Source organism: Mycobacterium xenopi (genome assembly GCF_009936235.1).
GTDB classification, from domain to species: domain Bacteria; phylum Actinomycetota; class Actinomycetes; order Mycobacteriales; family Mycobacteriaceae; genus Mycobacterium; species Mycobacterium xenopi.
On sequence record NZ_AP022314.1, the window covers coordinates 1557416 to 1581591 of the forward strand.

General features: G+C 66.5%; 21 protein-coding genes and 3 pseudogenes. 13 read left to right on the forward strand and 11 right to left on the reverse strand.

What is annotated here, in order from left to right; genetic code table 11:
- Positions 1–4 precede the first annotated feature (4 nt).
- From MYXE_RS07360 to MYXE_RS07375, 4 genes are all read right to left on the reverse strand, one after another.
- The gene (locus MYXE_RS07360; RefSeq protein ID WP_085197648.1) at positions 5–1651 is read right to left on the reverse strand and encodes an ABC transporter permease; all 1647 of its coding nucleotides are present in this window, start codon (positions 1649–1651) and stop codon (positions 5–7) included.
- Positions 1648–2583, reverse strand: coding sequence for an ABC transporter ATP-binding protein (locus tag MYXE_RS07365; protein WP_085197650.1), 936 nt, complete (start codon positions 2581–2583; stop codon positions 1648–1650). Before MYXE_RS07365 ends, MYXE_RS07360 begins: the two co-directional genes overlap by 4 nt.
- Positions 2573–3223 carry a TetR/AcrR family transcriptional regulator gene (locus tag MYXE_RS07370; RefSeq protein WP_085197652.1) on the reverse strand — a complete coding sequence of 217 codons (651 nt, stop codon included), beginning with the start codon at positions 3221–3223 and terminating at the stop codon, positions 2573–2575. Before MYXE_RS07370 ends, MYXE_RS07365 begins: the two co-directional genes overlap by 11 nt.
- 77 nt (positions 3224–3300) lie before the next feature.
- Positions 3301–3969, reverse strand: a complete 669-nt coding sequence (locus MYXE_RS07375) for an O-methyltransferase (RefSeq protein ID WP_085197654.1) — start codon at positions 3967–3969, stop codon at positions 3301–3303.
- A gap of 199 nt (positions 3970–4168) precedes the next feature.
- Between MYXE_RS07375 and sigE the strand changes: the two genes are divergently transcribed.
- The 4 genes from sigE to tatB all read left to right on the forward strand — a co-directional run bounded on the left by sigE (position 4169) and on the right by tatB (position 7428).
- On the forward strand, positions 4169–4939 hold the full coding sequence (gene sigE, locus MYXE_RS07380; RefSeq protein WP_085197656.1) for an RNA polymerase sigma factor SigE: 771 nt from the start codon (positions 4169–4171) through the stop codon (positions 4937–4939).
- A gap of 108 nt (positions 4940–5047) precedes the next feature.
- Positions 5048–5467 (forward strand): anti-sigma E factor RseA, encoded by a 420-nt coding sequence (rseA, locus tag MYXE_RS07385; protein WP_085197658.1) that lies wholly within the window; start codon positions 5048–5050, stop codon positions 5465–5467.
- A 74-nt stretch (positions 5468–5541) separates the two neighbouring features.
- Complete coding sequence (gene htrA / locus MYXE_RS07390) at positions 5542–7041, forward strand: serine protease HtrA (RefSeq protein ID WP_003922381.1); 1500 nt, start codon at positions 5542–5544, stop codon at positions 7039–7041.
- A complete protein-coding gene (gene tatB, locus MYXE_RS07395; RefSeq protein ID WP_085197660.1) occupies positions 7042–7428 on the forward strand; it encodes a Sec-independent protein translocase protein TatB in 387 nt (128 codons plus the stop codon). It abuts the gene before it with no gap.
- A gap of 61 nt (positions 7429–7489) precedes the next feature.
- Here tatB and MYXE_RS07400 read toward each other — a convergent pair whose 3' ends face one another.
- The 4 genes and pseudogenes from MYXE_RS07400 to MYXE_RS07415 all read right to left on the reverse strand — a co-directional run bounded on the left by MYXE_RS07400 (position 7490) and on the right by MYXE_RS07415 (position 12141).
- On the reverse strand, positions 7490–8641 hold the full coding sequence (locus tag MYXE_RS07400) for an Mrp/NBP35 family ATP-binding protein (protein WP_003922379.1): 1152 nt from the start codon (positions 8639–8641) through the stop codon (positions 7490–7492).
- A 77-nt stretch (positions 8642–8718) separates the two neighbouring features.
- Positions 8719–9973 (reverse strand): annotated as a pseudogene (locus tag MYXE_RS07405) (lytic transglycosylase domain-containing protein).
- A gap of 343 nt (positions 9974–10316) precedes the next feature.
- The gene (locus MYXE_RS07410) at positions 10317–10799 is read right to left on the reverse strand and encodes a DUF1003 domain-containing protein (RefSeq protein ID WP_003922377.1); all 483 of its coding nucleotides are present in this window, start codon (positions 10797–10799) and stop codon (positions 10317–10319) included.
- Positions 10800–10846: 47 nt separating this feature from the next.
- A pseudogene (locus MYXE_RS07415) lies at positions 10847–12141 on the reverse strand (magnesium transporter MgtE N-terminal domain-containing protein).
- Between the two features lie 24 nt (positions 12142–12165).
- Here MYXE_RS07415 and MYXE_RS07420 point away from each other — a divergent pair.
- The gene (locus tag MYXE_RS07420; RefSeq protein ID WP_085197662.1) at positions 12166–13167 is read left to right on the forward strand and encodes an HpcH/HpaI aldolase/citrate lyase family protein; all 1002 of its coding nucleotides are present in this window, start codon (positions 12166–12168) and stop codon (positions 13165–13167) included.
- Here the strand turns inward: MYXE_RS07420 and MYXE_RS07425 are convergent.
- Positions 13145–13764, reverse strand: a pseudogene (locus MYXE_RS07425) (DUF4190 domain-containing protein). The gene MYXE_RS07420 and the pseudogene MYXE_RS07425 sit on opposite strands and share 23 nt — an antisense overlap.
- Positions 13765–13909: 145 nt before the next feature.
- Between MYXE_RS07425 and MYXE_RS07430 the strand changes: the two are divergent.
- From MYXE_RS07430 to MYXE_RS07450, 5 genes are all read left to right on the forward strand, one after another.
- Entirely contained in the window at positions 13910–14437 is a 528-nt protein-coding gene (locus MYXE_RS07430) for a YflT domain-containing protein (protein ID WP_003922373.1), read from the forward strand.
- A 138-nt stretch (positions 14438–14575) separates the two neighbouring features.
- Positions 14576–15958 (forward strand): ABC transporter substrate-binding protein, encoded by a 1383-nt coding sequence (locus MYXE_RS07435; RefSeq protein WP_161552158.1) that lies wholly within the window; start codon positions 14576–14578, stop codon positions 15956–15958.
- A complete protein-coding gene (locus MYXE_RS07440) occupies positions 15955–16872 on the forward strand; it encodes a carbohydrate ABC transporter permease (protein ID WP_085197664.1) in 918 nt (305 codons plus the stop codon). The genes MYXE_RS07435 and MYXE_RS07440 overlap by 4 nt, the downstream gene beginning before the upstream one ends.
- A gap of 15 nt (positions 16873–16887) precedes the next feature.
- Positions 16888–17712, forward strand: coding sequence for a carbohydrate ABC transporter permease (locus MYXE_RS07445; protein ID WP_172468633.1), 825 nt, complete (start codon positions 16888–16890; stop codon positions 17710–17712).
- A 4-nt stretch (positions 17713–17716) separates the two neighbouring features.
- On the forward strand, positions 17717–18892 hold the full coding sequence (locus tag MYXE_RS07450; RefSeq protein ID WP_085197668.1) for an ABC transporter ATP-binding protein: 1176 nt from the start codon (positions 17717–17719) through the stop codon (positions 18890–18892).
- Between the two features lie 32 nt (positions 18893–18924).
- Here the strand turns inward: MYXE_RS07450 and corA are convergent, their stop codons facing one another.
- On the reverse strand, positions 18925–20019 hold the full coding sequence (gene corA, locus MYXE_RS07455; protein ID WP_085197725.1) for a magnesium/cobalt transporter CorA: 1095 nt from the start codon (positions 20017–20019) through the stop codon (positions 18925–18927).
- A 208-nt stretch (positions 20020–20227) separates the two neighbouring features.
- Between corA and MYXE_RS07460 the strand changes: the two genes are divergently transcribed.
- From MYXE_RS07460 to MYXE_RS07470, 3 genes are read left to right on the forward strand one after another with little or no spacing between them, the layout of a single operon-like run.
- Positions 20228–21217 carry a malate dehydrogenase gene (locus MYXE_RS07460; RefSeq protein WP_003922364.1) on the forward strand — a complete coding sequence of 330 codons (990 nt, stop codon included), beginning with the start codon at positions 20228–20230 and terminating at the stop codon, positions 21215–21217.
- Between the two features lie 33 nt (positions 21218–21250).
- The gene (locus MYXE_RS07465) at positions 21251–22441 is read left to right on the forward strand and encodes an NAD(P)-dependent malic enzyme (protein ID WP_086009230.1); all 1191 of its coding nucleotides are present in this window, start codon (positions 21251–21253) and stop codon (positions 22439–22441) included.
- Entirely contained in the window at positions 22438–23298 is an 861-nt protein-coding gene (locus tag MYXE_RS07470; protein ID WP_039890997.1) for a glycine betaine ABC transporter substrate-binding protein, read from the forward strand. Before MYXE_RS07465 ends, MYXE_RS07470 begins: the two co-directional genes overlap by 4 nt.
- 17 nt (positions 23299–23315) lie before the next feature.
- Here MYXE_RS07470 and MYXE_RS07475 read toward each other — a convergent pair whose 3' ends face one another.
- Positions 23316–24140 (reverse strand): SDR family NAD(P)-dependent oxidoreductase, encoded by an 825-nt coding sequence (locus MYXE_RS07475; RefSeq protein ID WP_003922359.1) that lies wholly within the window; start codon positions 24138–24140, stop codon positions 23316–23318.
- Between the last annotated feature and the right edge of the window lie 36 nt (positions 24141–24176).

Consider the following 24176-nt stretch of genomic DNA (forward strand, 5'->3'; position numbering starts at 1 on the left):
CTCCTCAACAACGCAGATCCCGACGTCGAAATGCCGCAAGTCCCGACGCGATCAGCGCCGCATCGGTCAGCAGCAACCACAGCAGCGGAACCGGTGTGAAGTTGCCGTCGCCCACCCGCGGTATGTGAGTGAAGGGCTCTAGATCCAAAACCCATTGCGCAGAACCCGACAACGAGCCAAGCAGGTACAGCGCGACGAACCCGACGAGCACACCCCACGCCACTGACGCAAGCCGCGGCATCAGTCCGAACAGTGCAGCCGTGACCGCTGCGAGCAGCCACACGGCGGGCAGCTGTACGGCCGCGGTGCCGACGACCGTGGACAGCTTGCCGCCCACGTCACCGGCCGCTGTGCCGTAGCTGAGCCCAGCCGCTATCCCCGCAAGCACCATGGCGACCGCCGGCCCGGCGATTGCCATAGTCAAATGAGTTGCTGCCCAATGGATTCGACCCACAGCGCCAGCCAATATCGTTTCGGCTCGCTGGCTGGTCTCCTCTTGGTGCAGTCGCAAGCTGAGTGAGATGCTGAACGCGGCCGCTGCCATCCCCAGCATGGTGAATGCCACCGTGATGAAAGCCTGCTCCAGTGCACCGGTGCCGCCCATGCGCGCCACGATGTCGCGGGCAGCGGAGCTGCCGATCTCCTCGCCGATGCCGTGCACGATGCTGCCGATCAGCAAGCCGTAAAGACACAGCCCGACGGTCCAGATCAGCACCGCACCACGGTCTAGCCGCCACGCCAGGCCGGCCGCGCCGCGCAGCGACCAGCCGGCCTTTCCGGGTCCGGGACGTTCGGCGATCAATCCCGCGCCAACGTCGCGCCGCGCCAGCAGCAGGTAGGCCACGACGATCAGCACGGCGGTCGTCAGCAGGTGTAGTGAGAGCACCCACCAGCGGTCCCCGGCATACGGGCGCACCTGCAACGACCAGCCCAGCGGCGACAGCCACGAAAGTGCACCGGAGCCGGCGTCACCGATGGCGCGCAGCGAAAACGCGACCGCCAGCACTGCGAAGGCCGCGCTGCGGGTGAAACGGGCGCTGGGTGACAGTTGTGCCGCCACCGCTGCCACGGCGGTGAACACGAGACCGGATGCGGCCAGCGCCGCGCCAAAGGCAAGCGATCCGCCGGAGGGTACGTCGGTGCTCAGCAGGCCGGCGGCACCGATCATGCCGGTGGCAATTGAGGCCCCGGACGACAACAGCAAGGCAGCCGTCAGGCTGGCGTATCGGCCGACCGACGTCGAGTCGAGCAACTCGGCCCGGCCGGTCTCTTCGTCGGCGCGGGTATGGCGAATCACCGTGAGGATCACCGCGATAGCGATCAGCAGATGGAACATCCCGGCTTTCCAGACGCCGACGGCGCCGAGGTTGTCCGCATAGATTTGCCCGTAGAGCGCCCGCTGGGCCGGGCTGGCCATGATCGAGGCCGCAAACGCAGCCCGGGCGGCCTGGTCCGGATACACCTTCTCGATGCTGCCGACGTAGACGGTCGCCAGCGGCACCGACAGCAGCAGCACCCACAGCGGCAGCACGATGCGGTCGCGGCGCAGGTACAGCCGGAGAAGCCCAAGTGTTCCGGAAAAGTTCGATTTCCGCGCCGGCGGCGCCTGGTGAGCGGGTCGGTGCGGTCGGTCCAGCGTGGCTGTCGTCATGCCGATACCTCCTGCCTGCTGTGGTCCCGTTGGCCGTCGACGCCGTAGTGGCGCAGGAAGAGTTCCTCCAGGGTCGGCGGCTGACTGACCAGGCTGCGCACACCGGCGTCGCCGAGAACCCGTATCAGCTCGCCGAGGCTTTCGCTGTCGACGTGGGCACGCACAGTTTTGCCTTCGACGCTGACGTTTTCGACACCTTTGATTCGTGTGAGATCGCCTGGGTCGCCGATCATTTCGGCCTTGATTGAGGTTCGGCTGAGATGGCGCATGTCGTCCAGGGAACCGCTCTCGACGGTCTTGCCGGCCCGGATGATGGTCACTCGATCGCAGACCGCCTCGGTTTCGGCCAGGATGTGGCTGGACAGCAGTATGGTCACGCCGCGATCGCGTGCTTCGCGCACGCACTCTTGAAAGACGTGCTCCATCAACGGGTCTAGGCCACTGCTGGGCTCATCGAGCAGCAGTAGTCGCGCTTGTGAGGAAAACGCGGATATCAGCGAAACCTTCTGGCGATTGCCCTTCGAATACGTGCGGGCCTTCTTGCATGGATCGAGGTCGAAGCGTTCGATCAATTCCGCACGCCGCTTCTCATCGATGCCGCCGCGCATGCGGGCCAGCAAGTCGATCGTCTCCCCGCCGGTGAGATTCGGCCACAAAGTCACATCGCCTGGCACATAGGCGATCTGGCGATGTAGCTCCACAGCGTCGGTCCATGGGTCGCCGCCCAGCAGGCGGGCTGTGCCTCCGTCGGCTTTCACGACACCGAGCAGAATGCGGATGGTCGTCGACTTGCCCGCGCCGTTGGGGCCGAGGAAGCCATGCACCTCGCCCTCGCGCACTGTGAGTTCTAACCCATCCAGAGCCCGCACTGCGCCGAAGCTTTTTCTTAGGCCGTGAATTTCGATAGCAGCTTGACGGTCGTCAACTGACATTGGCTTCTCCTTGATCGGCTCGGCCTTCTGCTTGGGCGAGAAATGCGTCGTACATGGTCCGGTCCGCCATCAGGCCTTCGGTAGAGACCTCGAGGGCCGGCAGCACCATGTCACGCGCGTAATCGCGCAGCACTGCCCGCAGATCCGCAGGGGTTTCGTGCATCTGCAGATACAACAGAAAGCCGCCGCCACCGGTGATAGCCAGATACTTGGCCCTGGCCGCTGGATCGCGGCTGGGTTTGATGGTGCCGGCCCGCACACCCTCTTCGAGATATTGCTCGGTGTTGTCGATCATCCTGTGCCACAACATGTTTGCTAACTCGCCACCGGACATCATGCTGCGGACCAGGTAAGCCATCATCGGCGCGTACGATTCGATTTCGGCCATCTGCGCAAACCAGGTGGCCGGATCATTGGATCGCACGGCCTCGGACTTTTCGCTGCGGATCTGCTCGGCGACGTAGTCGTCGCAGGCTTTGCGCAGGCCTTCCTTGGAGCCGAAGTGGTGGATCACCAGCGCGGCGCTCACCCCTGCCGCTTCGGCGATCCTTCGCAGTCCGACGTCGAACCCATGCTCACCGAACTGCTCGATGGCCGCATCGCGAATCCGGGCGGCCGCGGTGAGATCGGCTGAACGCATGTTCAATAGACTAAACGCACGTTCAGCCTGCGGTCAAGGGGGCGGCCCGTAAGCGATTCGTAAAAACTCGTAAAAACTCAGTCGCGGACCGCGGCCAGCAGTCCGTCCCCGAGCGGTACCAATGCGGGCGTAAGGCGTTCGTCTTCGGCGATGAGCCTCGCCGCCTCGCGCACCGCTGCCACCTCCGCATCATGTGCGGCAGGGTCGTTGGCCCGGCCGCCCAGCGCCGCCCGATGCACGACCGCGACACCGCCCGAGCGGAGCAGGCGCACGCCCTCGACGACGTAATCCGGCTGGTCGACGGGATCGGCGTCGATGAATACCAGGTCGTAGGACTCGTCGGCAAGCCGGGTCAGTACCTCTTGCGCGCGCCCGCTTATCAGACGTGTGCGTGACGGCGCGATGCCAGCCTCGGCGAAGGCTTGTTTGGCGATCCGCTGGTATTCCGGCTCGATATCGATCGTGGTCAAGACACCGTCGTCGCGCATACCGGACAACAGCCACAACCCACTGACCCCCGCGCCGGTGCCCACTTCCACGACGGCCTTTCCGCCGCTGAGCTTGACCAGCACGCTCAGCAGTGCGCCGACCGCGGGTGTGACGGCGTCGGCCCCGATTTCCGCCGCGCGGTCGCGGGCCGCAGCGAGGATCGCATCCTCAGAGATCGAGCCCTCGGCGTGCGTCAACAGGGATTCGGCCCGGCTCGCCGGGACCGCCTGGCCCGAAGTGTGGTTGGTGCTGGCCATGCCCGCAGCGTAGGTGCAATCGAAGTCGCACCCTGACAGGCGCGCCCGGCCCGATAGCGTCGACACGCCCGGACGCGTCCAGTGTTCAACGTCACACACCGGGGAATAGCCGCACTACAGTAGGGGTGCGGTCCCGTTTCTCAGTGAAAGCTCAGTCTGCTCATATGTCGGCCACACGCCGATACGCGACGGTATCTGCATGGAACGCGGGGAATGGTCTGGGAATACACCTGAGATTCCCGGCGTTGGGGGCGGTGACGAACTGCCGACGATTTATCGCGGTCTCGACCCGGAGGAACTAATCATCACCACATTGATCGGCCCAGCGAGCATGTCGCACCCCGAGCGGTATCGCGACGCCGACTGGGTGGAACTTTCTGACGAGCCCTACGGCACCGCAGTCTTCGACGCGACCGGGGACAAGGCCACGATGCCGTCGTGGGATGAGCTGGTGCGCCAGCACGCGGACCGGGTATACCGGCTAGCCTACCGGCTTTCGGGCAACCAGCACGACGCCGAGGACCTGACCCAGGAGACCTTCATCCGGGTGTTCCGTTCGGTGCAGAACTACCAGCCCGGCACATTCGAAGGCTGGCTGCACCGCATCACCACGAACCTGTTCCTGGACATGGTGCGCCGCCGCAGCCGCATCAGGATGGAAGCGTTGCCCGAGGATTACGACCGGGTGCCCGCCGCCGAGCCCAACCCCGAGCAGATCTACCACGACGCCCGGTTGGCCCCCGACCTGCAGGCCGCGCTGGATTCGCTGCCCCCGGAGTTTCGCGCCGCGGTGGTGTTGTGCGACATCGAGGGTTTGTCCTACGAAGAGATCGGCGCCACGTTGGGGGTGAAGCTGGGCACCGTGCGCAGCCGCATTCACCGGGGCCGACAGGCGCTGCGCGACTATTTGGCGGCCCACCCCGAGCATGACCGAGGCGCAACCCAGGACGCCGCGGAAAAGTCTGCATAGCGCCGCGCCGGCGGTTCATCGGCTGTTCACGGATGTCCGGCATGAGGCAGCGCGCTACATTCAAAGTAGTGCCGTGTAGGCCTGGGTAAATGTCGAGAGGAGCAGGTGATGGCCGATCGGGGACAAGTGTTCCGCCGAGCGTTCTCCTGGCTGCCCTCGCAATTTGCCTCCCAGAGCGACGCGCCCGTGGGCGCGCCACGCCAGTTCGGCTCCACGGAGCACCTGTCCACCGAGGCCATCGCCGCATTTGTCGACGGTGAACTGCGGATGAATGCGCACCTGCGCGCCGCGCATCACCTGTCGCTCTGTGCGCAGTGCGCCGCCGAGGTTGAGGATCAAAGCCGTGCGCGCGCTGCGCTGCGCGACTCGCAGCCGATCAGAATCCCCAGCACCTTGCTCGGCATGCTGGCCCAGATTCCTTATTCTCGGCCCGATAGCGCAGCCTGGCTCGACGACGACGTCTCGGGATCTGATCTGTCCGACCAATTGGCTGATGGCGGCGCGCATGACCGGCGCAAACGCCGGTAGGGTGGGCACGCGGCGCGCAACGCCGTGCACACGCCTAGACCGCGCGTTGTCTCGAGCGCCTAGAAGAGGATGACGTGAGCTCCGATCAGGACTACCACGGCGCCCATCGGCTGGCGCCGCGTCCCATTTCCCGACCACCCGTCGACCCGGCCTCGCGGCAGGCTTTCGGCCGCCCCGCTGGGGTACAGGGCTCGTTTGTCGCCGAAGGTGTGCGCCCGCCGAAATACCGCAACCAGACCGAGTTCGTCCCGCATGACCAGCCTGCCGACCCGGTGCTGGCCGAGGCCTTCGGCCGGCCGTTCCCGGGTGCCGAGTCGTTGCAGCGTCATCCGGCCGACGCCGGGGCGCTCGAAGCTGAAAAGCACAAAGACGGGGAAGAGCCCGACGATCCCTGGCGTGACCCGGGTGCCGCCGCGGCGTTGGGTAGGCCGGCGCTGACACCGCCGGCTCCCGCGCCCCGGTTTGGCCACGGCGACAAACTCGGTGTACGCGACGTGCTCTTCGGCGGAAAGGTGTCCTATCGGGCGCTGATCATCCTGGGCGTGATCGCGCTGCTGATCGGCCTGGTCGGGGGATGGGTCGGCCGCAAGACGGCTGAAGTCGCCGAGGCATTCACCACCTCCAAGGTCACGCTGTCCACCAAGGGCAACGCCGAAGAGCCGGCCGGGCGCTTCGCCAAGGTCGCCGCGTCCGTGGCCGATTCGGTGGTGACCGTCGAATCGGTCAGCGACCAAGAAGGCACCCAAGGCTCCGGTGTCGTCATCGACGGCCGCGGCTACATCGTCACCAACAACCACGTCATCTCCGATGCGGCCAACAACCCGAGCCAGTACAAGACGACGGTGGTGTTCAACGACGGCAAAGACGTGCCGGCACACCTGGTCGGCCGTGACCCCAAGACCGACCTGGCCGTACTCAAAGTGGACAACGTGAACAACCTGACGGTGGCCCGGCTCGGTGACTCGGACAAGGTGCGCGTCGGTGATGAGGTGCTAGCGGCCGGTGCGCCGCTGGGGTTGCGCAGCACGGTCACCCACGGGATCATCAGCGCCGTGCACCGGCCCGTCCCATTGTCGGGGGAGGGTTCCGATACCGACACCGTGATCGACGCCGTGCAGACCGATGCGTCGATCAACCACGGCAACTCGGGCGGGCCGCTAATCGACATGGACTCCCAGGTCATCGGCATCAACACCGCCGGCAAGTCGCTGTCGGACAGCGCCAGCGGGCTGGGCTTCGCCATCCCAGTGAATGAAACGAAAAGGGTTGCGCAGAGCCTGATTCGGGACGGCAAAATCGTGCACCCGACGCTGGGCGTCAACACCCGCTCGGTGAGCAACGAGCTCGCCAAGGGTGCTCAGGTCGCCAACGTCAAGGCGGGTAGTCCCGCCGAAAAGGCCGGCATCCTGGAAAACGACGTGGTGATCAAGGTCGGCAACCGCACCGTCGCCGACGCCGACGAGATGGTGGTCGCTGTGCGTCAGCTGACGATCGGACAAGACGCGCCGATCGAAGTCATCCGCGACGGTCGCCACGTCACGCTCACGGTCAAACCCGGACCGGATACCAGCTAAGTGTTCGCCAACGTCGGCTGGGGGGAGATGCTCGTCCTGGTGGTGGTCGGGCTGGTGATCCTTGGCCCCGAGCGGCTTCCGGGCGCGATCCGGTGGACGGCCAACGCGCTGCGCCAGGCGCGCGACTACCTCAGCGAGATGTCCAATCAGCTGCGCCAGGACATCGGACCGGAATTCGACGACTTGCGTGAACCGCTCAGCGAATTGCAGAAGCTGCGGGGCATGACCCCGCGCGCGGCGTTGACCAAACACTTGCTCGACGGCGACGATTCGCTATTTCGCGTGTTCGACCGGCCCGACGGCGTCGCCGTCCAGCCAGCGCCGTATCCGCCCGCGCAGCCGCCGCCGGTCGCAGGCCCCGCCCCGTTCGACGTCGACGCGACCTAATCAGAGGCCAGCTCCGGCATCAACGGCTGGCTCTGGCGTTCTCAGGGCAGACAGGAGCCGCTTAACGGCGCACTGGGTCCAGGCCCAGCGACATGCCGGCCAACCCGCGTTGCCGCGATGACAGCGCATCGGCGATGTTGCGCAGTTCCTTACCCGCCGCGGAATCGGGTGCGCTCAACACCATCGGCACCCCGGAATCGCCGGCGGCGACCAGCGCAGGATCCAGCGGAATCTGTCCCAGTAGCGGCACGTCGGCACCGACCGCGCGGGACAGCCGCTCGGCGACTTGCTGGCCGCCGCCCTCGCCGAACACCTGCATCTTGGCACCGTCCGGCAACACCAGCCACGACATGTTCTCCACCACCCCGACGATGCGCTGGCGGGTCTGCAACGCGATGCTGCCCGCGCGCTCGGCCACTTCGGCGGCGGCGAGCTGCGGTGTGGTCACCACCAGGATTTCGGCGTTCGGGATTAGTTGCGCGACCGAGATGGCGATGTCGCCGGTGCCCGGGGGCAGGTCCAGCAGCAGCACGTCCAGCTCGCCCCAGTACACGTCGGCCAAGAACTGCTGCAGCGCCCGGTGCAGCATCGGGCCACGCCAGGCCACCGGGGCGTTGCCCTTGGTGAACATCGCGATCGATATCACCCGCACGTCGTGGGCGATGGGCGGCAGAATCATCGATTCGACCTGGGTAGGCCGATCGGTGGTGCCCATCATCCGGGGGATGGAATGGCCGTGAATGTCGGCGTCGAGCACGCCAACCGACAACCCTCGAGCGGCCATCGCCGCGGCCAGGTTGACGGTCACCGTCGATTTACCGACCCCGCCCTTGCCGGAGGCCACCGCGTAGACCCGGGTCAGCGACCCGGGTTGCGCGAACGGGATCACCGGTTCGCGGGCGTCCCCGCGCAGTTGCTTGCGCAGCTCGGTGCGCTGCTCGTCGCTCATCACGTCGAGGCTGACCTTCACCGCGCCGGTTCCGGGAACATCGGCGACCGCACGAGCGACGCGCTCACTGATTTCGGTTTTCTTGGGGCAGGCAGCCGTCGTCAGGTAGATCTCGACGTACACCGCGTGGTCGGGCGCGACCTCGACGCTTTTGACCATCCCGAGTTCGGTGATGGGACGCCGCAATTCGGGATCGATCACCTTGGCCAGCGCGCCCCGTACGGCGGCCGAAAGCTCGGCGGTGTCGTCGTGAGTTTTGGACATCATCGCCGAGTCTAGTTCGGCGACGACGCGAGCCGATTCGGCCTGAGGAGGAGCCCAACGGTCGGCTCAGGCGGCCGTCAGCTGACCGGCGCGGCTGCGGGCGGGGGCGCCGACGGCGGCCCGGCCGGCGGCGGGCCTGGCTGTGGGGCGGCGGGGCCCGGTCGCGCCGGCGGGGAGCCGGGCTGGGACCCGACCGGCCCGGCAGCCGGTGCCGCGCCTGTCGGTCCGGGCTGCGGTCCGGCCGGGGGCTAGCTGGCGGCGCTGCCGGCATGCCGGGGACATCATGTCGGCCGCCGGCGGGGCCGACCCTGGCGGCACCGTCCCGGGCGGCTGCTGGGCCGGGTCCGGGCCGATGCAGATGAGGGTGCAGGACGGCGCGCGGGGAGCCGACGACTGCCATGGCCACATCGGCTGCTGGGTCGGCATGGTCGACTGGCCCAAGTCGATCAGCGGCATCTGGGCCAGCGGGTCGGTCGACGGCAGGCCGTGGATGTTGAGCGGCAACCCGGGCCCCAGGCCCTCCGGGTTCTCCAGATGTATGTCGCCAAGCGGCGGTGGCGGGCCGGTCAGCGGTGGCAGGTCCACCGGAACCACGCCGGTGGCGTATGCCGCTGCCCAGCCCAGTACGTTGCGGGCATACGGCATCGAGTTGTTGTAGCGCAGGATCGCAGCGATCACCTGCGACGAATCCCGCAGATTGAGCCCCCCGCTGCACAGGTATCGGGCGGCCGCCAGCGTCGAGTCGTACAGGTTCTGGGGGTCGGCCACCCCGTCGCCGTCGCCGTCGGACGCGTAATGTGCCCACGTTCCGGGTAGGAATTGCATCGGCCCCATCGCCCGCGCGTAGGTCACCCGGCCGGCGATGCTGCTTTGGACGACGATCGCGTTGCCGGGCAGTGTGCCGTCGAGCGCCGGGCCGTAGATGGGCGAAATCGCAGTGCCGCGCGCGTCGGTGGCGCCACCGTTGGCGTGCATCGACTCGATACGGCCGATGCCGGCCAGCAGGTTCCAACTGACACCGCAGCCGGGATCGGACGCGGCCATGATTTGCTCGGCATTGCGGTAGGCCGACAGCGCCATCTTCGGGATTCCCAGCACCCCGGGAGTATTGACGACGAACGCGGGGGGCGGAGCCGACAGGGTGGCCGCCGCGACGCGGAATCTGCTCGGCCGACGCGTGACCGCGATGACGGTCGGGCGGGACAGGTCGGCACCGGATCGGGTGACCGCAGCCACGGGCGTGATGCCGGTGTCGCGCGTCGCCGGCGCCGGTCCCGGAAAGCGCGGCGCGGCCGCACCGACAGCTCCGGCGAACATCAGCGGAGTGATCAGGGCCACGCCGAACACCGGGGTCTGCGTCACGCGGGCCGCTTGCCGGCGCAGCGAAGTGATGGGGCCCGCGCCGAGGGCTGGTGCCGACGCCACCCGGTGCCGCAGCGAAGTGAACACGGCCGCGGCCAGCGCCGGTGTGCGAGCCACGCGAGCTGCTTGTCGCCGCATGGCTGCAAGGGTCGGGCGTGCCCCCGATCGTCCCCCTATGCGCACTCGACCGTCCTCAGTATGTGACTCAAGCGTCCGTGACCCGAAAAGGGCGTCGTGAACTAGGTCACCATACATAACTCTGGTGACGGCAGTGGCAACAATGGCGGAGTTGGGCCTGGCGCCGATGCGCGTTTCAGCTGTGTCGCCTGGCGCGACGGACCGCGCCGTCCGCGGCACGGGCTGGCTTCTCAGGCTGCCGATCCTCTAGGAGCTCACGCAGGCCTTCCAATTCGTGGCGCAGGTAGTCGCGGGTCTTTTGCACCTCGCCGATGGCCAGCCGGAGCGCAGCCAGCTCGCGAGCCAGATATTCGGTGTCGGCCTTGGTCTGGGCGGCGCGGCGACGATCCTCCTCCAGCGCGACGCGATCCCGATTCTCCTGGCGATTCTGGGCCAGCAGGATCAGCGGCGCGGCATACGCGGCCTGCGTGGAGAACGCCAGGTTGAGCAGGATGAATGGGTAGGGGTCCCAGCGAAAGCCAGCCGCGGACACGTTCAGCGCGATCCAGGCCACCACGACGACGGTCTGCAGCAGCAGGTAGCGGCCGGTCCCGAAAAAGCGGGCGATGGACTCGGTGATCTGCCCGACCGCTTCGGGGTCGACTCGCGGTGCGGCCATCCGCGAAGTGCGTGGAGTGTAGAGCCGCTGCCGCGGCGGGGAATTGGTCACGAGGTGCTCCCGACGCCGTCTAGGGCGGATTCTTCGTCCGCCTCGCGCCAGTCGGGTGGCAGCAGGTGGTCGAGCACATCGTCGACGGTCACCGCGCCGAGGAGGTGGCTCTGGTCATCGACCACCGGCCCGCACAGCAGGTTGTAGGCGGCGAAATAGCGAGTCAACGGCGCCAGCGGCAATTCCGGTGTCAGGGTGGGCAGATCGGCGTCGACGATCCCGCCGACGAGGGTGGCCGGTGGCTCACGCAGCAACCGCTGCAGGTGCACGCAACCCAGGTACCGACCGGTTGGGGTGGCCGTCGGGGGGCGTGCGACAAACACCAGCGAAGACAACGCGGGAGTGAGATCGGGGTCGCGCACCCGGGCCAGTGCTTCGGCGACCGTGGTGTCCGGGGTCAGCACAATCGGATCGGACGTCATCAAACCGCCGGCCGTGTTGGGAGAGTGCTTGAGCAGTCGTCGCACCGGGTCGGATTCGCCGGGATCCATTCGGCCCAAAAGCATCTCGGCCTCAGCCGGATTCATTGCGCCGAGCAGGTCTGCGGCGTCGTCGGGGTCCATCGCCGCCAGCACATCCGCCGCGCGTTTGGCGCCCAGCTGCTGCAACAGGTCGGCCTGGTCGTCTTCTGGCAGCTCTTGCAGGATGTCGGCCAACCGGTCGTCGTCAATGGCGTTGACCACTTCGTAGCGCCGCTTGGGCGGTAGTTCCCGGATGGCATCGGCCACCTCCACCGGCCGCAGCCCTTCGAACTGTTGCAACAACTGCGCCACCGCCTGCCCCGGCATCGCCAGCGCCGACGGCGTCAGACCCACCACGTTGTGCCAGTCGACGATGTGGGCCGCGCCGCGCCGCCCAACCGGCGCGGGATGCGCACGGCGACCCTGGTCACCATCCAGTCGCGGGTCCGGGTCTGCTCGATCCCCAGATCGGTGATGACGACGTCGGTATCGGCCAGCTGCGGCAGTTCCGGGTCGTTGACCCGCACCCGGGTGTCGAGCACCTGACCCAGGACCAGCGCTTCACCGGGCCGCTGCTCGAACCGGCGCAGCGACACGTTAGCGGTGGTGAGAGTGACCGCGTTCGGCTCGATCGCCGCAACCCGCAGCATCGGGACGAAAATGCGACGCCGGGTCACCAGTTCGACCACCAGCCCAAGCACGCGTGGCTGCTGGCGAACAATGCTGATGCTGATCACGACGTCGCGAACCCGTCCCAACGATTCGCCCATCGGGCCCAGGACCAGCATTCTCGCCAGCCGCGCGACATAGACCCTGTTGACCGACGTCATGGATGCCAGGGTAGGAGTGAAAGCGTGAACGACGCCTATCGACCCCGCCGCACCTGTCTGTCGGTGCCGGGCAGCAGCCAGAAGATGATCGACAAGGCCAAAGGCCTGCCCGCCGACGAGGTTTTCCTCGACCTCGAAGATGCCGTGGCGCCGGCCGCCAAGTCCTCGGCGCGTGCCCGGGTGGCCGCCGCGCTGGGCGAACCGGGATGGGCCGGACAACTGCGCGGGGTTCGGGTCAACGACTGGACCACCCCGTGGACGCACGCCGACGTCATCGAGGTGGTCTCGGCCGTCGGCGCCACACCAGGGGCCCAGCTCGACGTAATAGTGCTGCCCAAGGTCTCCGACGCGTCGCATGTGCACGCGCTTGACCTGCTGCTGACCCAACTGGAGACCGTCCACGGGCTGCCCGTCGGCGGTATCGGCATCGACGTGCAGATCGAAGACGCCCAGGGTCTGACGAACATCAACGCGATCGCGGCCGCGCCGCGGGTCCAGGCGCTGGTGCTCGGCCCCGCCGACCTGACCGCCAGCCTCAACATGCGTGCCCGTGTGGTCGGCGAACAGCCCGAGGGTTACGACGTCGGAGACGCCTACCACCATGCGCTGATGACGATTTTGGTGGCGGCTCGCGCCCATGGTGTGGCCGCGATCGACGGGCCCTACCTCAAGGTCCGCGACATCGAGGCGTTCCGGCGCGTTGCGGGCCGGTCGGCGGCTCTGGGTTACGACGGCAAATGGGTGTTGCATCCGGATCAGATCGCTGCGGGCAACGAGATCTTCAGCCCTCGCCAGGACGAATACGACCACGCCGAGCTGGTGCTCGAAGCCTATGAATGGCATACCTCGGCCGCGGGCGGAGCTCGGGGCGCGGTGATGCTCGGCGACGAGATGATCGACGAGGCCAGCCGCAAAATGGCGCTGGTTGTGGCCGCTAAGGGCCGGGCGGCTGGAATGCGGCGCCAGTCGGGGCCATTCGTGCCACCGACGGATCACAAGCAGGCTAGCGCAGCGCGTAAATCGTGATGATCAAGTTCACCAGCAGGGTGGCGACACCGACCACGATGCCGGCGACGGCCAGGCCGTAGCCCTCCTGGCGGGTCTGCTTGATCTGGTTGAGTGCCACCGCGCCCAACACGATGCCGACGATGGAGCCGATCCCGCACAGCAACCCGATGAACGACGCGACCAGGGAGGCGATGGCCAGCGTGTTCGTGCCGGGCTGCGGCGGGGGCCCGTAGCCCCCGAATAATCCGGCCCAGGGTAGCCACCCGGATACGGCTGGCCGTAACCGCCCGCCGAGGAGCCGTACTCCGGCGGTCCCGGGGGATACGACGCGCTGTAGCCAGACTCGTTTTGGTAGCCCGGGGGCGCCCCGTAACCGGTAGGCGGCGGGCCGGGTGGCGGATAACTGGGCTGCTGGTAACCGGGCGGAGGATAAGCCGGTGGTGGATAGCCTGGCGTCGGTGGAGCCTCGAATCCCGAGGGTGGCGGCTCGAATCCGGAGAACGCAGGCTCGCCGGCAGCATTTCGCTCGGACTCACCCGGAGGTTGCCCACTCGACCCGGGTTTTGTGCCGCCGTCGTGCGCGTTCTCGCCGGAATCGCCACCGGGAGTTGTCATGCGTTTCAACCTAGCTTATGACCTGCTGGCGTGTGTGGTCATAGTCGGCGGGCACCAACGGCTGATCCGGCGCGTTGGGGAAGATAGCAATCGAGTGCCGGGCAGTCGACGAACCGATGGCCGGCGCAGAGGAGGATAAGGATCGATGACCAGCCCGTTCCAGCCCGGAGAAGTTCCCGGTGCCACGCCGGGTAACCCCGCCGCCGGTCGGCGTGGCGTGCCGGCCCTGCCCACGCCGCCGAAAGGCTGGCCGGTCGGGTCCTATCCGACCTACGCCGAGGCCCAGCGTGCCGTCGACTACCTGTCCGAACAGCAGTTCCCGGTCGAGCAGGTGACGATCGTCGGGGTCGACCTGATGCAAGTCGAACGGGTGACCGGCCGGTTGACCTGGCCGAAAGTGCTGGGCGGCGGCATGCTCACGGGCGCGTGGCTGGGCCTGTTCATCGGTTTGGTGCTCGGCTTCTTCAGCCCGAACCCGTGGGCCGCGTTGACCACTGGTCTGGTCGCCGGTGTGTTCTTCGGCTTGATCACGTCGGCTGTTCCCTACGCGATGGCCCGCGGCACAAGGGATTTCAGCTCGACGATGCAATTGGTGGCGGGCCGCTACGACGTGCTGTGCGATCCACAAAACGCCGAAAGGGCGCGTGATTTGCTGGCCCGTCTGGCGATCTGACGGTCAGTGTGCGGCACGCCCGCGCAAGTGTTGCAAATCACGCGTAGCTGGCTCTACGGTTCTGGCGCGGGACAGCGGGAAAAACCCCGACGGAAAGAGGCGGGTGTGGTGGCGAGTCGTCGCGTGCGCGCACGGCGGATGTGCGCGGTCGCGTTGGCGGCGTTGACCACCGCGTTGCTGCCGCTGGCCTGTGGGCAGGGCAACGGCGGGCCGGTGATCAGCCTCTATACGCCCGCCGACGACAGCGGCACCTACACCGCGATCGCCAAGCGCTGCACCGCCCAGTTCGGTGGGCGTTTCGCCATCCAGCAGATCAGCTTGCCGCGCTCCGCCGACGACCAGCGGCTGCAGCTGGCTCGCCGGCTCACCGGCAACGACCGCACCCTCGATGTGATGGGCCTCGACGTAGTCTGGACCGCGGAGTTCGCCGAGGCGGGCTGGGCGCTGCCGCTGTCCGACGACCCGGCCGGCCGCGCAGAAGCCGACGCCACCGCCGACACGTTGCCAGGTCCGCTCGCCACAGCCAGATGGCAGCACAAGCTCTACGCCGCGCCGATCACCACAAACACCCAATTACTTTGGTACCGAGCTGATTTGATGGATCAGCCGCCGTCGACGTGGGATGGCATGGTGGCCGAGGCGACCCGGCTGCACGCGGCCGGAGAACCCAGCTGGATCGGCGTGCAGGCCAAGCAGTACGAGGGTCTGGTGGTGTGGTTCAACACGTTGCTGACCAGCGCCGGCGGGCAGGTGCTCTCCGACGACGGCAAGACCGTCACCCTGACCGACACGCCGCAGCATCGGGCCGCAACTGTCAAGGCTTTGCAGATCATGAAGTCGGTGGCGACCGCGCCCGGCGCCGACCCGTCGATCACCCAATCCGATGAGAGTTCGGCGCGGTTGGCGCTCGAAGCGGGTAGGGCAGCGTTGGAAGTCAACTGGCCGTTCGTGCTCCCCTCGATGCTGGAGAACGCCGTGAAGGGCGGGGTCGCGTTCCTGCCGCTCAACCAGCGGCCCGACCTGGTCGGCAGCATCAACAGCGTCGGCTCGTTCCGGCCCGACGATGAGCAGTTCCGGGCCGCTTACGAAGCCAGCAAGAAGGTGTTCGGGTTCGCGGCCTACCCGGGTGTGCAGCCCGGCCAACCGGCCCGAGTAACGATCGGCGGGCTGAATTTGGCGGTGGCCAAGACAACTCGCCACAAGGCAGAGGCGTTCGAAGCGGTGCGGTGTCTGCGCAGCCTGCCCAACCAGAAGTATGTGTCGATTCGAGGCGGCCTGCCGGCGGTGCGCGCCTCCCTGTATTCCGACCCGCAATTCCAGGTGAGGTATCCGCAGTACGAGATCATCCGCCAGCAGCTCACCACCGCCGCCGTGCGGCCCGCCACTCCGCTCTATCAGGCGGTTTCCACCCGGATCTCGGCGACGCTGGCTCCGATCACCGCCATCGACCCCGAGCGCACGGCCGATGTGCTCACCGTCGAGGTGCAAAAGGCCATCGACGGAAAGGGGCTGATCCCATGACCGTCGCTGCCACCGAACCGTCGGCCACCGCGGCCAGCGAGTCGCGCAAGTCCGAACGGCGCCTGGCGTTGGTTCTCATCGCCCCCGCGGTGATCCTGATGCTGGCGGTGACGGCTTATCCGGTCGGCTACGCGGTCTGGCTGAGCTTGCAGCGCTGCAACTTCGCAACCCCCCGCGACACCCGCTTCGTCGGCCTGGCCAACTACCAGACCATCCTGACCGACCGGTTGTGGTGGACGGCGTTCGTGGTCACCCTGGCGATCACTGCCGTCTCGGTTGCCATCGAGTTCGTGGTGGGTCTGGCGTTGGCGCTGGTGATGCACCGCACCGTCGTCGGCAAGGGCGTGGTGCGCACCGCGGTGCTGATTCCCTACGGAATCGTCACGGTGGCGGCGTCGTATAGCTGGTATTACGCCTGGACACCTGGCACCGGGTATTTGGCCAACCTGTTGCCACAAGGCAGCGCGCCGCTCACGCAGCAGATCCCGTCGCTGGGCATCATCATCCTGGCCGAGGTGTGGAAGACCACCCCGTTCATGGCATTGCTGCTGCTGGCAGGGCTGGCGTTGGTGCCCGACGACCTGCTGAAGGCCGCGCACGTCGACGGCGCCGGGCCCTGGCGACGGCTCACCAAGGTCACCTTGCCGCTGATCAAACCGGCGATCCTGGTGGCGCTGCTGTTCCGGACGCTGGATGCGTTCCGCATTTTCGACAACATCTACGTGCTCACCGGTGGCTCCAACAAAACCGAATCGGTGTCGATTCTGGGTTACGACAACCTATTCAAGGGCTTCAACTTGGGCCTGGGATCGGCGATATCGGTGCTGATCTTCGGTTGCGTGGCCATCATCGCGCTCATCTTCGTCAAGGTGTTCGGCGCGTCGGCGCCCGGAACTGACGGGGGCGGGCGGTGAGCCATGGCTGAGCGGATCGGCGTCAGGCGTGGCCTCGGCTGGGCGGTCATCGACACCCTGGTGGTGGTCTATGCGCTGTTCCCGGTGCTCTGGATCCTGTCGCTGTCGCTGAAACCGAGCTCAAAAGTTAGGGACGGCAAGCTGATTCCGTCGACGGTGACTTTCGATAACTATCGTGGCATCTTCCGCGGTGACTTGTTCACTTCGGCGCTGATCAACTCCATCGGCATCGGTTTGATCACCACCGCGATCGCGGTGGTGGTCGGCGCTATGGCAGCCTATGCGGTGGCACGCCTGGCCTTCCCGGGCAAGAGGTTGCTTATCGGTGTCGCGCTGTTGATCGCGATGTTTCCCCAAATTTCGCTCGTCACGCCGATTTTCAATATCGAGCGCGAATTCGGGTTGTTCAACACCTGGCCGGGGTTGATCATCCCCTACATCACGTTTGCGTTGCCGCTGGCCATTTACACGTTGTCGGCATTCTTCCGCGAGATCCCATGGGATCTGGAGAAGGCGGCGAAGATGGACGGCGCGACGCCGGGCCAAGCATTCCGAAAGGTGATCGCACCGCTTGCTGCTCCGGGGATCGTGACCGCAGCGATCCTGGTGTTCATCTTCGCGTGGAACGACCTGCTGCTGGCGTTGTCGTTGACCGCTACCAAGGCCTCGATCACCGCGCCCGTGGCGATAGTCAATTTTCCCGGCAGTTCGCAATTCGAGGAACCAACGGGATCCATCGCGGCCGGCGCGATGGTGATCACGGTCCCGATTATCGTTTTTGTTCTAATCTTCCAACGAAGGATTGTTGCCGGATTGACCTCAGGTGCGGTGAAGGGATAGCTCGATGGCCGAGATTGTGTTGGACAGGGTGACCAAGAGTTACCCCGACGGCGCGACGGCCGTGAAGGAATTGAGCATTACGATCGCCGACGGCGAGTTTGTCATTCTGGTCGGGCCCTCGGGTTGCGGCAAGACCACAACGTTGAACATGATCGCCGGCCTGGAAGACATTTCCTCTGGCGAGTTGCGCATCGACGGTGAACGCGTTAACGAGAAGGCGCCCAAGGACCGTGACATCGCCATGGTATTCCAGTCGTATGCGCTTTACCCGCACATGACGGTGCGGCAGAATATCGCCTTCCCGCTGACTTTGGCCAAGAAGAAAAAAGCGGAGATTGCCGAAAAGGTCGAGGAGACCGCGAGAATCCTCGACCTAACCGATCTTCTGGACCGCAAGCCTTCGCAATTGTCTGGGGGGCAGCGCCAGCGCGTCGCGATGGGGCGGGCAATTGTGCGGCACCCCAAAGCGTTTCTGATGGACGAGCCGCTGTCGAATTTGGATGCCAAACTACGGGTGCAGATGCGCGGCGAGATCGCCCGGCTGCAGCGGCGGCTGGGCACCACGACCGTCTACGTCACCCACGACCAGACCGAGGCGATGACGCTCGGCGACCGGGTGGTGGTGATGCACGGGGGCGTCGCGCAGCAGATCGGCACCCCCGACGAGCTCTACGAGCGGCCGGTCAACCTGTTTGTCGCCGGGTTTATCGGCTCGCCCGCGATGAACTTCTTTCCCGCGACCCTGACTCCGACCGGTCTGAGTCTGCCGTTCGGCGAAGTGACGCTGACGCAGCCAGTGCATGACGTGATCGCACAGCATCCCGCGCCGGAGAATGTCATCGTCGGTGTGCGCCCCGAGCATCTTGCCGATGCCGCGCTGATCGACGCCTATCAACGCCTGCGGGCACTCACGTTCGAGGTGAAGGTCGACCTGGTGGAATCGTTGGGCGCCGAAAAATATGTGTACTTCACCACTGCCGGCTGGGATGTGCATGCGCCTCAGCTCGACGAACTGGCCGCCGAATCGGGGGCCCGGGAAAGCCAGTTCGTCGCCCGCGTCCCGCCCGAGTCGAAGGCAACAAAAGGGCAGTCGCTCGAATTGGCGCTCGACACTGTGAAACTCACCGTTTTCGACGCCGACTCAGGCGTCAACCTGACCATTCCGCCACCGCCCGAGTAGACGCCGACGAGCAGACACGTCGACACGCCGGGCTAGAGCCAGTCGCGGCGGCGGAAGTTGCGGTAGAGCACCAGGCAGATAGCCACCATCACGGTGACCACGACCGGGTAACCCCAATGCCAGTGCAGGATGGGCATGTACTTGAAGTTCATCCCGTAGATGCCGGCGATCATGGTCGGCACGGCGGCGATCGCCGCCCAGGCCGAGATCTTGCGCATGTCGATGTTCTGCTGCATGCCGACCTGGGCCAGCGCGGCCTGAACCAGTGAGGTGAGCATTTCGTCATAGCTGGAGATCTGGTCGGCCGCTTGCGCCTGGTGGTCGGCGACGTCACGCAGATAGCGCCGCACTTCCTTGGAGATCAGGTCCTTGTGCTCGGACTGCATCCGCTGGAACGGGACCGACAGCGGACTCACACATCGGCGCAGTTCGACGACTTCACGCTTGAGCAGGTAAATCGGTTCGATATCGAGCTTGTGGCCGGGGGTAAACGCGACCTCCTCGAGGTTGTCGATGTCGGCTTCGATGAGGTTGGTCACGTCAAGGTAGTGGTCCACCACGTAGTCGGCGATCGCGTGCATCACCGCGTACGGCCCCAGCCGCAGATGATCGGGATCGGCCTCCATCCGCTTGCGCACATCGGCGAGCCCGCCGTGCTCGCCGTGCCGGACGGTGACCACGAAATCCTTGCCGACGAAGACCATGACCTGGCCGGTCTCGACGATCTGGCGGGCCAGTACCACCGAGTCGTGCGGGACGTACTTGACCGTCTTCAACACCAGAAACAGGGTTTCGTCGTAGCGTTCCAGCTTGGGTCGCTGGTGTGCGACGACGGCGTCCTCCGCGGCCAGCGGGTGCAGTCCGAAAACATCGGCCACGTCTTGCATCTGGTGCTCGTCGGGCTCGTGCAAACCAACCCAGGCAAACGCTTCCTGGCCGGTCTGCTCAAGCTCACGCACCTTGGCCAGCGCGTCCGCGTGGGTGTACACCCCGGGCAGCCGTGCGCCGTCCACGTACACACCGCAGTCGACCATCGCGTTCGCGACCGGGACAGGCGAAGGCTGGCTGTTCGGCTCGGCGAATTTGGGCCGGGCCACCGGTCGAAGTGAGGTGCGAAACGAGGGCATCGGGTCAATCTCCCGTCGCAGCGCAGGTCTGATTCGGCGCCGGTCCATGCTACGCCGCGGCGACACGTCAACGCCCCATCACCGCGGCCCGGCCAGCCATGAACCGGCCGGCGCGATGCGGCACCACCAGGTCCGTACCCGCGAATTCGGGGCCGCCCCGGTGCGCTAGTTTCGACCCGACGCAACCTGAGCCCAAGGAGCACCTGACGTGAGCACATCTGCCCTTAAAGTGGCCGTCACCGGCGCCGCCGGCCAGATCGGTTACAGCCTGCTGTTCCGCCTGGCCAGCGGCGCGCTGCTCGGCCCTGACCGCCCGATCGAGCTGCGTCTGCTGGAGATCGAGCCCGCGTTGAAAGCGCTCGAAGGTGTGGTGATGGAGCTTGAGGACTGCGCGTTCCCGCTTTTGGCCGGCGTCGAAATCGGCGCGGACCCGGCCAAGATCTTCGACGGCGTGAGCCTGGCCTTGCTCGTCGGCGCCCGCCCGCGCACCAAAGGCATGGAGCGCAGCGACCTCCTCGAAGCCAACGGCGCCATCTTCACCGCGCAGGGCAAGGCCCTCAACGACGTCGCCGCCGACGACATCCGTGTCGGCGTGACCGGTAACCCCGCCAACACCAACGCGCTGATCGCGATGAACAACGCGCCCGATATTCCGCGGGAGCGGTTCTCGGCGCTGACCCGGCTCGACCACAACCGGGCGATCGCCCAGCTGGCCAAGAAGACCGGCGCCGCGGTCACCGACATCAAGAAGATGACGATCTGGGGCAACCATTCGACCACCCAGTACCCCGACATCTTCCACGCCGAGATCGCCGGCAAGAACGCCGCAGAGGTGGTGGGCGACCAAGCCTGGATCGAAAACGACTTCATCCCCACCGTGGCCAAACGCGGCGCAGCGATCATCGAGGCCCGCGGCGCTTCCTCGGCCGCCTCGGCGGCGTCGGCGACGATCGACGCTGCCCGCGACTGGCTGCTCGGCACCCCTGACGGCGACTGGGTGTCGATGGCGGTGGTCTCCGACGGCTCCTACGACGTGCCGGAGGGCCTGGTGTCGTCGTTTCCGGTGACGACCAAAGACGGCAACTGGAGCATCGTTTCCGGTTTGGAGATCGACGAGTTCTCCCGCGGCCGAATCGATACGTCGACCGCCGAGCTCGCCGACGAGCGCGCCGCGGTCACCGAACTTGGCCTGATCTGAGGCCCAGTACGCTGAAAGACCGTGCCAGAAATCGTGCCCCACGCGGTGACGAACCCAGCTGACGAGCGCTCCCAGATTCTCATCGGCGACGAGGAGATTTTCGAGGCCCACGTAGCGGGGAAGCTTTCCGTGGGGCTCAAGACTCGGCTAGACACTCAGCGTGCGTTGTCGATCGCCTATACCCCCGGGGTGGCGCAGGTCAGCCGTGCCATCGCCGCCGACCACACGCTGGCGGCCCGCTACACCTGGGCGAACCGGCTGGTCGCCGTCGTCAGCGACGGCAGCGCGGTCCTCGGTCTCGGCGACATCGGCCCCGCCGCGGCACTTCCGGTGATGGAGGGAAAGAGCGCGCTGTTCAAGGCGTTCGGTGGCTTGGACTCAATTCCGATCGTCCTGGACACCAAAAATCCCGACGAGATTGTCGAAACATTGGTGCGGCTGCGGCCGAGCTTCGGCGCGGTTAGCCTCGAGGACATCTCCGCGCCACGCTGCTTCGAGATCGAACGCCGTGTCGTCGATGCACTGGACTGCCCGGTCATGCACGACGACCAGCACGGCACCGCGATCGTCGTGCTGGCGGCGCTGCTGGGTGCCAGCACGCTGCTCGACCGCGACATGGCCAAACTGCGCGTGGTGATCTCCGGCGCCGGAGCTGCTGGGGTTGCTTGCGCGAATCTCCTTCTTGCCAACGGGATTTCCGACATCACGGTGCTCGATTCGAGCGGGATTCTGCACCCCAGCCGTGACGACATGAACAGCGTCAAGGCTGAACTGGCGCAGCGCACCAACCCGGCCGGGCGCACCGGCGGCATGGTGGAGGCGCTTGAGGGCGCCGACGTGTTCCTCGGGGTATCTGCCGGGGTGGTACCCGAGGATTTGATCGCCACCATGGCGCCCGACGGGATCGTGTTCGCGCTGTCCAATCCCGACCCGGAGATTCACCCGGACGTGGCGGCCAAGTACGCGGCGGTGGTAGCCACGGGCCGAAGCGATTTTCCCAACCAGATCAATAACGTGCTGGCGTTTCCCGGGGTTTTCCGGGGCGCGCTGGACGCGGGCGCCAGCCGGATCACCCAGAAGATGATGGTGGCCGCGGCCGAGGCGATTTTCTCCGTGGTCGGCGACGACCTTGCGCCCGACCGGATCGTCCCGAGCCCGCTGGATCCGCGGGTCGCGGCGGCGGTGGCCGCCGCGGTGTCGGCCGCGTCAGATACCGCAGAGTGACGGTCCGCAGGCTTACCGCGCTGGCACTGACCGCAGCAGTGGCGCTGGTCGGCTGTGGTCATGGTTCGCGTGCGACCCACCCGGTGCGCGAACTCGTCGTGGCATCCGCTCCCGATTCCGAGTCGGTGCTGCTGGCCGATATCTACGCCGGGGCGCTGCGCTCCTACGGTTTCCCCGCGCGCGTCGAATCGGCAGCCGACCCGTTGAGCGGGCTGGACTCCGGCACTGCCGACGTAGCCCCTGGTTTCACCGGTCGCCTGCTGCAAAGGTTTCAGCCCGGCGCCACCGTGCGCTCCGACGCGCAGGTGTACCGTGCGATGGTCGGCGCGCTGCCCGAGGGCATTGCCGCCGGCGACTACGCCACCGCCGCCGAGGACAAACCCGCGCTGGTGGTGAGTCGATCCACAGCCAAGGCTTGGGGTGGCAACGAGTTGAGCGAGTTACCGCGGCATTGCGGCGGGCTTGTCATCGGTTCTGTCGCGACAGTCGCGACACCGCAGAAAATCAGCCGCTGTCGGCTACCTCCGAGCCGTCAATTCCCAGATAGCACAACCATGTTCGCTGCCCTGCGGTCCGGGGAGCTGACCGCGGCGTGGAGCAGCACCGCCGCTCCCGATGTGCCCGCCGATCTGGTCATGCTGGTCGACGGCAAACCGGCTCTGGTGCAGGCGGAGAACGTGGTGCCGCTGTATCGCCGCAACGAGCTGACTGACCGGCAGGTGTTGGCGATCAACGAGGTCGCCGGGGTGCTGGATACTGCCGCGCTGGCCGACATGCGCCGGCAAGCCGCCAAGGGCGCCAATCCTCAGGGTCTGGCCGACGCGTGGCTGGCCGACCACCCGTTGGGCCGTTCTTAGTGGGCCGTCGGCCCAAGTCAGCGGGGCAGCATGCGTCCGAGCACCGGGGTGAACAGCCGCTGATATCCCGGGCCAGTTAGCCGCACCAGCAGGTCAAGCACCTTGGCGTCGGTGCCCACCAGCACCCGCGCCTTGTTCTTGCGCACCGCGTCCAGGATGATCCGGGCAGCGCGCTGCGGGCTGGTGGTGGCCAGCCGCTTGTCGAACAGCTCCGCTAGTTGGTCCTTGTCGAGTCCTTCGGCGGCGGTGGCGTTTCGGGCGATCGCAGTCTTGATACCGCCGGGGTGCACCGCCGTCACCTTCACCGGGTGACCGGCCAGCGCCATCTCCTGTCGCAAGGCCTCGGTGAACCCGCGCACCGCGAACTTGGCCGCGTTGTAGGCGGCCTGGCCCGGCACCGAGAACAAGCCGAAGACGCTGGAGACGTTGATGACGTGCCCGTCACCGGAGGCGATCAGGTGCGGCAGAAACGCCTTGGTGCCGTTGACAACTCCCCAGAAGTCGACATCCATGACCCGTTCGATGTCCTTGAACTGGCTGACTTCGATGTCACCGGTGAAGGCGATGCCCGCGTTGTTGTAGATCTGGTTCACCTTGCCGAAATGCTCGTTGACCTGATCGGCGTAGGCCAGGAACGCCTCGCGCTCGGTGACGTCGAGCCGGTCCGCCCTGACCGGCGCACCGATGGCCGTCAGCCGCTCTTCGGTCCGAGCCAGTCCTTCCGTGTCCACGTCGCTGATCGCCACCTTGGCACCGGAACGGGCCAGCTCGATGGCCAACGCCTGGCCGATGCCCGACCCCGCGCCGGTGACCACGGCGACCTTCCCGGCAAACCCCTCCATGGACACGCTCCTTGCTAGTTGTCTCCCGTCGAGGCT